Annotated in this window: 10 protein-coding genes and 1 pseudogene; 6 read left to right on the top strand and 5 right to left on the bottom strand. The window is 65.9% G+C overall.

The window, feature by feature from the left end:
• The 5 genes from ACJ8AT_RS35685 to ACJ8AT_RS35665 all read left to right on the top strand — a co-directional run.
• Positions 1-207 (top strand): hypothetical protein (locus ACJ8AT_RS35685; protein ID WP_407736259.1); only part of this gene is annotated, 207 nt, incomplete at its 5' end.
• Positions 208-291: 84 nt separating this feature from the next.
• Positions 292-729, top strand: a complete 438-nt coding sequence (locus tag ACJ8AT_RS35680; RefSeq protein ID WP_407742438.1) for a hypothetical protein — start codon at positions 292-294, stop codon at positions 727-729.
• Positions 632-1,702, top strand: coding sequence for a protein kinase domain-containing protein (locus ACJ8AT_RS35675; RefSeq protein ID WP_407742437.1), 1,071 nt, complete (start codon positions 632-634; stop codon positions 1,700-1,702). Before ACJ8AT_RS35680 ends, ACJ8AT_RS35675 begins: the two co-directional genes overlap by 98 nt.
• A 269-nt stretch (positions 1,703-1,971) precedes the next feature.
• The gene (locus tag ACJ8AT_RS35670) at positions 1,972-2,820 is read left to right on the top strand and encodes a DUF6310 domain-containing protein (RefSeq protein WP_407742436.1); all 849 of its coding nucleotides are present in this window, start codon (positions 1,972-1,974) and stop codon (positions 2,818-2,820) included.
• Between the two features lies 1 nt (position 2,821).
• On the top strand, positions 2,822-3,580 hold the full coding sequence (locus tag ACJ8AT_RS35665) for a DUF5953 family protein (RefSeq protein WP_407742435.1): 759 nt from the start codon (positions 2,822-2,824) through the stop codon (positions 3,578-3,580).
• Positions 3,581-3,835: 255 nt separating this feature from the next.
• Here the strand turns inward: ACJ8AT_RS35665 and ACJ8AT_RS35660 are convergent, their stop codons facing one another.
• Positions 3,836-5,068, bottom strand: coding sequence for an MFS transporter (locus ACJ8AT_RS35660; RefSeq protein ID WP_407742434.1), 1,233 nt, complete (start codon positions 5,066-5,068; stop codon positions 3,836-3,838).
• Between the two features lie 189 nt (positions 5,069-5,257).
• Between ACJ8AT_RS35660 and ACJ8AT_RS35655 the strand changes: the two are divergent.
• Positions 5,258-5,392 (top strand): annotated as a pseudogene (locus ACJ8AT_RS35655) (LysR family transcriptional regulator); the annotation flags it as partial.
• 68 nt (positions 5,393-5,460) lie between these two features.
• On the opposite strand, the gene ACJ8AT_RS35650 reads toward ACJ8AT_RS35655, so the two are convergent.
• The 4 genes from ACJ8AT_RS35650 to ACJ8AT_RS35635 all read right to left on the bottom strand — a co-directional run bounded on the left by ACJ8AT_RS35650 (position 5,461) and on the right by ACJ8AT_RS35635 (position 7,825).
• Positions 5,461-5,988, bottom strand: coding sequence for a cupin domain-containing protein (locus ACJ8AT_RS35650; protein ID WP_407742433.1), 528 nt, complete (start codon positions 5,986-5,988; stop codon positions 5,461-5,463).
• Between the two features lie 99 nt (positions 5,989-6,087).
• A complete protein-coding gene (locus ACJ8AT_RS35645; RefSeq protein WP_407742432.1) occupies positions 6,088-6,525 on the bottom strand; it encodes a carboxymuconolactone decarboxylase family protein in 438 nt (145 codons plus the stop codon).
• A gap of 29 nt (positions 6,526-6,554) precedes the next feature.
• Positions 6,555-7,571 carry a zinc-dependent alcohol dehydrogenase family protein gene (locus tag ACJ8AT_RS35640; RefSeq protein WP_407742431.1) on the bottom strand — a complete coding sequence of 339 codons (1,017 nt, stop codon included), beginning with the start codon at positions 7,569-7,571 and terminating at the stop codon, positions 6,555-6,557.
• A 2-nt stretch (positions 7,572-7,573) separates the two neighbouring features.
• A complete protein-coding gene (locus ACJ8AT_RS35635) occupies positions 7,574-7,825 on the bottom strand; it encodes a DMT family transporter (RefSeq protein WP_407742430.1) in 252 nt (83 codons plus the stop codon).
• Positions 7,826-8,825: the final 1,000 nt, after the last annotated feature.

Here is an 8,825-nt window from a genome sequence, read left to right as displayed (position 1 = left end):
TCTGCCGCCACAGCCACCTCCGTGTTCGGGAGGCGGCGTGCTCGGCTCTCTGTCCAGCGTCGTCAACGCTCCGGCTCTACCTTCACCCGCAGCCTGCTACAGCCCTGTTCCGCCCTGTTTCACCCCGCCAGGCAGGTGATCGACATGGTCGGAATCGGTGATCGGCATGGTCCGGAACAGGTGATCGGCTTGCTCCGGAATCGGTGATCGGCATGGCCCGGAACAGGTGATCGACATGGTCCGGAGCACGCACTCAAGAGCGCGCAGCGCGCGCTGCGGGAGGGCAAGCCCATGCTGGGGTGCGCTCAGGGGTCCTTGGTGGGCACCCGGCCGTGCGCGGACAGTAAGCCGGGCGCGCCAGTCTATCGGCAGTACGTGTTCCCGTACCGGGATGACCACACGCTGGAGATTCTCCGGCGGCTGCGCGAGGCGGTGCCCGAGGAGTTCCCCCGCGGGCAGGGCTTCTACCGCTTCCGGCGGCACTTCGCGGTGACGGTGGCCACGGGCACCGGCGAGGAGCAGGTAGGCAAGGCCAAGCGCCTCTTGCGCCACAAGTACCTGAGCAGCACGGACAGCTACCTGCGCACGGTGGTGGGGGTGCAGGCTTCTGCAGAAGACTTGGCGGGCGTGGATGCCGCCATGGACAGCACGTTATCTCCATGCGGGACACCGGGAGACAACGCTGAAGGGCAGTCAGGCAGTCAAACCAGCAACTTGCAGGGAGGATGATACCAAGGGCGACAACATTCTGGTCAGTCGCTCGGACGGCCGAGCCATGCTCATGGACTTTGGCACCGGCCTCTACCCGGGAGCCGGCTCCCTCACCCCTCCCATGGGCTTTCCAGGCACTCCGCTCTATCGCTCTCCGCAGTCCTGGCTCTTCGAGGTGCGGTTCTCCGGAAGCTCCACCGCCCTCTACCTCCCCTCTGCCGCTGATGACCTCTACGCCTTGGGGGTCACCGCGTGCCGGTTGCTGACGGGTGAGTACCCCCGGCTTTCCGCTCCCTCCCGAGACGAGCACGGCACCCTGCGTCTACAGGGAGTGCTGCTGCCTCGTGCTCTTGTGAGACACCATCACATCGATCCCACTCTGCGCGCTCTCACGCTGCGCCTGCTGTCGGTCAACCCCGAGCAGCGGGGCACTGCGGCGCAGCTGGCGCAGGAACTGGAATCCACCTTCGAGCCCTTCCGGCCCCGCCGTTCCGGAGACGCATCTGCCTCTGTCAGGACACCCGCGTTGCCTCGGCTCGCCCGTTGGCGTTGGTGGGCGCTGGCAGCAGCAGGACTGGCTTTGATCATCGCAACGTGGTGGGCGCTCCCCGGCAAACCTTGGCGAGAGCACTCCATCGCACGGGCCGAGGCCACGAAGGCGCACCCTGCGAAGGTGGGGACGGCCGGACTCGGGGATGCGGCAACCTCTTCGGCTCTGGAGAAGCCGCCTGATGTCTCCACTGCCGAAGCCCTGAGCGAGGGCTCTCCTCCCGAGCCGGTACCAGGTCAGGTGCGGCCGGATCCAAAAGGACGGTGCCCTGCTGGCAAAGGACTGGTCTCCCTCCACGGTGGGTGCTGGTGGGAGGGCACAGGGGAGCCTGAGAATTGCCAGGAACTCGGGGGCCAGTTGTTCAAAGGCACCTGCTACGTGCCCGTCATCACTCCCGGGCGCAAGCGGCCCCCCACCTCTGTTCCCATGAAGACTCCGTGAGTCCTTTGCTTGCGGCCGTTAGGGTTTTGCCATTGCCTTGCTGTGGGTTCAATTGCCGCTGCCTCCACTTTGGTGCTGTGTCTTTACGGATGGTTAGCGGCTCCTCCATCCGTGTTGCACGTATGTCGCACGCGGGCGCAAGAGGCAGGCTGACTCCGGAGCGGGCCAGCCTTGACCCACAGCCCCCCGCTTGATTGAAAGGACGTCCCATGTCCCATCGAACTTGCAGCGCCCCCCTGCTCCTGCTCCTACTCTCGGCCTGCGCCACGATGGATCCGAGCCCGGGAGAACTGGAGGCCCCGAGCCCGAGGCTCGCCAATCTTCAGCGTGCGGCGCTGTACCCCTGGACGGATGATGGGCAGTGCGTGGTGCGCGAAGCCTCCAACGACTGGCCCGTTCTGGCGGAGAGATGCTTTTACGCTCTAGACCGCGATAGGGTAAGGCTTCGGGATGTCACCAAAAAATGCGCCGTTGCCTACGCGGATGCAGCGGCTCCCGCAGCCGTGGCCCTCTGTATCTTTGCCGCACCCGAGATCGTTGCGGGTGCAGTGATTGTGATTGGCGCGGTGGTGGTGGCAGCCGCGATCCAAGAGGGGATTGATGCTTATCAACGCAACGCATCTCGTGAGCGTGCGAAGCGCACGGCTCAGATACGACCATCCAGTCAGCAGGAACCCGTGACGAAGAGAGAGCCCACGCCGAAGGGCTTGGGTCCGGATTGGCTCCCTCCCATCTCATCCGATCCCTCGCAGCGACCTGAGTGCAGGCCCGTCCCGGTGCCGCATGCGGGCGGCAATGACCCTCACAACGACTGCGCCGACCTCATTCCGCAGAACGGCTTCCCCGGCTGGGATGTGCTCGTTAATGGCAAGCAATTTGACGCGCTGCAACTGGCCATGCTCACTCTGTGGGACGTCAAGACTGATAACTTCGATATACACTCGCTTCGCTCCCAGAGGTTCTTTGCCAAGGTGAAACTGCCGGAGATAATGCGCGAGAAAAGGCTCGCAGAAGAGTGCGGATATAGTTTTGTTGTTGGGGTCAAAAGCGCCGCGCACAAAGCCGCGCTGCTTGAGCTAGAGCCTTCCCTCACTGTCGTCGTCATGGATTGGTGCTGAGATGGCAGCCACACAAGAATTCCTACGCCTTGCCGTCTATGCACCTGCGCTCGTCGGCGACGATGGCCGCCCTCTTGCCATTGTTCATGGTATGGAACGTGCTGTTCCCGGCTTAAGGCTGGGATGGACGGCTTCTGAAAAGGAGGATCTCATTACATTGCCCCATCGTGATGAGTGGGTCGCGTCCAACAGGACAGACGGAGGGCTGCCGTTCCTGTGCAACGACGACGAGAACCATGTCGTGACGGTTGCTGGGTGGGAAAGCCCAGGGAGGTTTGCCCCCGGGAGTCGGCCACGCTTTGAAGTCCATGCGGACTGGCCACTCGACGAAGCCGGTATCGCAGCGGCGGTAGATGTGTTGGAGGCAGTAGGCGACAGCGCTCGCGCGTTCTGGGGGCGCGTGAACCCGGGGGGCGTGGCCCTAACAATAGCGCAGCAATTCCACCACTCGGGAGACGAGCCGCCTGTTCCGCCCTACGGGCTGCCCGTGCTCAAACTCCCCGAAGCACTCCGCTCCGATGACATTCCGCATTACCTCGCGTGGCTGAACTACTGGTCTGCCGCTGCCGCGCAGGCCATCGGGTTCCCGGACCCTGCTCGCGATGCCGAGTTGCTCAAGCGGGCGCGGCGCACGGCGTCGGGCGGGTGGGTCGTGCAGCTCACCGCTGCGCCGCTCGATCTCGACAACCCCGCCCATCTGGACGCGCTCAAGCGGGCCTACGACCGCTTCCCGGCGATCGGCGGGCGCGCGGCGCCGTGACCTCAGCTCGGGGCGCGCTGCGCGGGCGCTGGCGATGGTAGGGTGCGAATCCAGGAGGTCACTCACCTTTGATCGTACCCGTTAGATTGGCCCTTCTGCTCGCGCTCTTCCTGGGAGCAGCCGCGCGAGCTGAAGCCGCACCGAGCCAGGCGTTTTATCCGGATGCCGTCCGCCTCCTCCGGAGGCTGCGTCGCTCAGGACGACTGGAGCCACTGGCGCTTCGGGTACCCCCTGAACGGATTTAAACTCCCTGGCTTAGGCGGCGCTCTTCAGCGACGCCATGCGGACCTCGGCATCGCCCACGCAGGCATCCCTCGACGCCCGGATGGCCAAGAGGGCCGCTCCCCCGAGCAGTGCGGCGCTCACCACGAACGTGCTCTGGTAGCCGCTACGATCGAACAGCAGCCCTCCGAGCGAGGCGCCAACCGTAATGGCGAGCTGAATGGCTGCGACCATGAGGCCGCCGCCAGCCTCCGCGTCGCGCGGCAGCGCGCGGCTGAGCCACGTCCACCACGCGACCGGCGCCGCCGTGCCGATGAGCCCCCACCCCCCAAGGAGGACGGCCGTTGCCGCAAGGGACCGGACGAAGACGGCGAGCGCGACCGCGATGACGGCCATCGCCATAGGCGCGGCGATGAGCACCGCGGACAGCCGCTTGGCCACGAGGAACCCGATGAGATACGTGCCCAGGAGCCCCGCGGTGCCCATCCCCAACAGGATCAGCGAGAGGGTGGACACCCCAACCCGCGTGACCATCTCCAGGAAGGGACGCAGGTACGTGAAGAGGGCGAACTGGCCCATGAAGAAGAGCGTGACCGCCAGAATCCCCCACAGCACCTTGCGGCGTCGAAGGACGGCGAACACGCTCGGAGGTGGGGCGGCGCGCTCCGTGGGCATCGGGGGCAAGGTGAAGAACTGCCACACGAGGGTGATGGCCGCGAGAGGAGCGACCGCGAAGAACGCACCCCGCCACCCGATGTACTGGCCCAGGAAGCTGCCGAGCGGCGCCGCGATGGTGGTGGCCAGCGCGTTGCCACCGTTCAGCAGGGCGAGCGCACGAGGCACGTCTCGCTCGGGAACCAGCCGCATGACGGTGGCCGTCGACAATGACCAGAAGCCGCCGATAGTGATGCCGATGAGCGCACGGCCCAGCACGAGCACGGTGAAGCTCGGCGCCAGGGCGGTCACCAGGCCCGAAGCCAGCATCACGCCGGTGAGGCCGAGGAGCAGCTTCCGGCGGTCGACGGACCTGGCCGCAGACGCGATGAAGAGGCTCGTCAGCACGGCGAAGAGGCCGGACACGGCAATCGCCTGGCCGGCGCGGCCTTCGCTCAGGTGGAGGTCCGATGCGATAGGCGTCAGGAGGCTCACCGGCATGAACTCGGACGCGATGAGCGTCGAGACGCACAGGGTGAGCGCGAATACGGCGCCCCATGACGCGGAGCGCGGGGTCGGCGCCACGGGCGCGCCGGCGAGTGGGATGGACATGATTCTCTCTCTCTCAAAGTCCCTGCGTGTCGTGCTCGCTGGAGCAGCAGGGCCCGTTGAAAGGATTAAGCGTCGCGCCCTCCGGGGACTAGATGGCGAGGAGCGAACGGGCCGTTAAGCAGGGGTTGATGGTCGCCCGGCTGTTTGCCGAAAGGCGCCGGGGAGGCCGTCGGACGGCTGAAGCTGTCCTTGCCACGAGTGCTGGAGGACTACGCGCCCACCGTGCCTGGCTTCTTCCTCTACTACCCCAGCCGCGCACAGCGCTCGAAGCCCCGGCGCCTCTTCATCGAGGCAGCCAAGGAACTGGCCGGCAGGCCGAGCTGACGCGCTCGCAATCCCGCCACACGCCTCATCGCAGCGGGTCGTAGCCGGGTTTCTTGAGAGCTTCACGATCACGGACGAGCGCTTGGGGTGTCCGAGCCGCTCGCGTCAGTGGGCGCGCGGTATTGGTCCTCGCCGACCTGCTCCAGCCAATCGACGACCTTGCCATTCACGTGCTCCTGAATCGCGATGTGCGTCATCGGGCTGGTCGCCGTCGCGCCGTGCCAATGCTTCACGCCCGGCGGCGTCCAGATGACGTCTCCGGCCCGGATCTCCCGCTTCTGGCCACCCCACTCCTGGATCCAGCCGACTCCCGCCGTGACGATGAGGGTCTGACCGGCCGGATGGGTGTGCCACACCGAGCGCGAGCACGGCTCGAAGCTCACGGACGCTCCCGCCGCCCGGGTATGCTCGGTCGCGGCGAAGAGGGGCGTGACTATCACCGAGCCTGTGAAGTTCGCCGTGGGACCTCGGCCGGAGGGTTGTGCCCCAGCCCGCGCGATCACCATGCGCTGGGAGCCACTCTGCGAAGCTCCGGTGGACGTCGTGGACTTGTCGCCAGCCTGAGCCGCCTGGCCGCTGTTGGAAGAGAGAGTCATGGAAGCCTCCGCTTGTGAGTTGTGGGTGAGAGGTGTCGAACCGAGGAGCGTAAGGATGAGAGCCGGAGCCAGGAGCCATTGCATGTTGGGACTCGTTTGCTACTTCTTCCCGAGCAACTCCTGTGCACGCGTCACCGCAGACATGGCGTTGGGCCAGCCCGCGTAGAACGCGAGGTGCGTAATGAGCTCCACGAGCTCCTCCTGCTTCACGCCGTTCTCGATGGCCCGCGGGAAGTGAAAGGTCATCTGCTCCGTCTTTCCGAGCGCCACCAGCGCGGCGCAGGTGATGAGGCTCCGGTCGCGCTTGGAAAGCTGCGGTCGCTCCCACACATCGCCGAAGAGCACCTTGTCGGTGATCTCGGCGAGCTTGGGCGCGAACTCGGCGAGCGAGCTCGGTGCTGTCTTTCGAGGATTGTCATTGCTCATGTGCGTCTCTCCGGGGGTGCCGTACGTCTTCCCGTCCTCGCGGAACGGTGAGATGTGCAGGTCATCCGTCTCGGAGATCCTGCGCAGCTCGTCTTTCGACCAGGTTGTCATGATGGGTTCTCCAGAATCGGGATGAGCACTCATGGCCGCAGCAGCGCCTTGATCGCGCGCCGCTCATCCATCGCCCGGTAGGCCTCGCCCACCTGGTCGAGCGGCAGGGTCAAATCGAAGACCTTGCCAGGGTTGAGCTTCCCGCTCAGGACAAGGTCGATGAGCTTGGGCAGGTAGCGGCGCACCGGCGCGGGGCCGCCATGCAGGTGCACGTGCGCGTAGAACAGCTCCTCGCCCTTGAGCTCAACTCCGTGCGGGACGCCGACGTAGCCCACGTAGCCACCCTGGCGGGTGGAACGGATGGCCTGCATCATCGCCTCCTGCGTGCCGACGCACTCGAGCACCGCATCCGCGCCGATCCCTTTCGTCAGCTCCTTGATGCGGGCCACGCCCTCGTCGCCGCGCTCGGTGACGATGTCGGTCGCGCCGAACTCGCGGGCGAGCTTCTGCCGCGACGCGTGCCGACTCATCGCGATGATCCGTTCCGCACCCATCTGCTTCGCGGAGAGCACGCCCAGGAGACCGACCGCGCCGTCGCCAACGACCGCGACTGTCGAGTCCGGCTTCACGTTGGCTGCGTCGGCGGCGAACCAGCCAGTGCCCATGACGTCGGAGAGCGCCAGCAGGCTCGGGATCAAATCGTCCGAGGGAACACCCGAGGTAGCCACCAGGGTTCCATCCGCGAGCGGGACGCGCAGCAGGGGCGCCTGCGCGCCGCCGACGGGCTCGGCGTGCTGGCAGCCCGACTGATAGCCAATCCGGCAACTGGGACAGGTGTTGTCGGAGGCGAAGAACGAGCCGATCACGAACTGGCCGCGCTTGACCGAGGTCACCGCGCTGCCGACCTCTTCGACGATGCCGCAGTACTCGTGGCCCATCGGCGTGGGTTGTGAGACCGGGCTGATCCCTCGGTAGGGCCACAGGTCGGACCCGCATACGCATGTGGCCGAGAGCCTGAGAATGGCATCCGTCGGCTCAACGATTCTCGGGTTGCCCCGCTCCTCGAACCGCACATCGCCCGCGCCATAAAGAACTGCTCCTCTCATGATTATTTCTCCCTTCTGAAGATGTTGGGCGGCGCCGCGAGCGCCGCCGTATCAGGTGACGGTCGCGTCGATGCGCTCGCCACGAGGGGCGCGTCGAGTTGTCCTGCGACCAGGAGGCCGAAGGCCAATCCAGGGCCTAGCCGTGAAAAGGTCAGGCTGATTGCGGTCAGGCTGAATGCACCGCAGAAGCCACCACGCCACGCATACCAAGGTGCACCACCTAGCCGCCCGCCGCGAACGCGACTGCGGTCCACAACACCTTGTCCATGAAAGCCACCTCCATCGGAATCAACATGCACCCTAGCGACTGCACGGAGAAGGGGCCGGTGGCGACACAAGCCGTTAAGCTGTACTTAACTAATGCACTAATGCGACGTGGGGGCGGGCATCCGATGGCTGGCCCGCCTGGACCCGATCCCCTGCTAGGGACGCACCACGAGGCCCCAGCGCACACCACGAGGCCCGCGTCGACATGGCCCACTTCCGGCCCGCCTGGACGCACGACAAGGCCCGTGTCGAAGGTGTGCGGCCGGGACGCTCGCTACGAGCCGCGCGTAGCGCTCGGTCATCTCGTATCAGTTCGCCGTGCCCCGTCGTGACGTGAGGCGAGAGGCGTCCCAGAGCCTCTTCGGCGAAGGGCCGTCCCTACTGCGTGCTCCGGACCCGATCGATCACCGATTCCGGAATCAATCGATCACCGATTCCGGAGGGGTCGATCACCCGGACGGAGCATGAAGCCTGGACGCTCGGTCCCCGTAAGTCCGCTCCACGACTGGTGGGAGCGGCCTTCCCGGGACCTCGGCGGGGCGAGGAAATGTGAGGGGCAAGAAGTGGCCGGGGGTGATCGGGCAGCTCCGGAATCGGTGATCGATCCGGCCGGAATACGCACCTACCGCGACCTACCCTCTGACAGGACTTAGTTCGAGTTTCGCAGATTTGAGCGGGTAGAGGAGCGTGCGGTTGTCGCGCAGTGGAGCCCTGCGCGGTGGCGCTTCCCGGGTTGGAGGGAAACCGCCCGAGGCGGAGGGCCATCCAGCGCGAGGCCGTAGGACTTCATAGGTCAGAAGGCAGGAGCCCTATCCAGAGGGGTGGCACGCCCCTCTTTCCATGAGGAGGCTGCCATGGGACTGCCGGAGACGTTTCTCCAACTCGTCGTCTACTTGGGTGCCAGCATGACGATGCCGACGCTCACCTGGCTGGTGACGGTGGTGCAGGGGTGGCTGTTCGCCGGACGGCACACCCTGACGGGGGTGT

Origin of the sequence: Hyalangium sp., assembly GCF_045802625.1 — a bacterium.
Lineage (GTDB): Bacteria > Myxococcota > Myxococcia > Myxococcales > Myxococcaceae > Hyalangium.
This window is presented reverse-complemented; position numbering and strand designations above follow the sequence as displayed.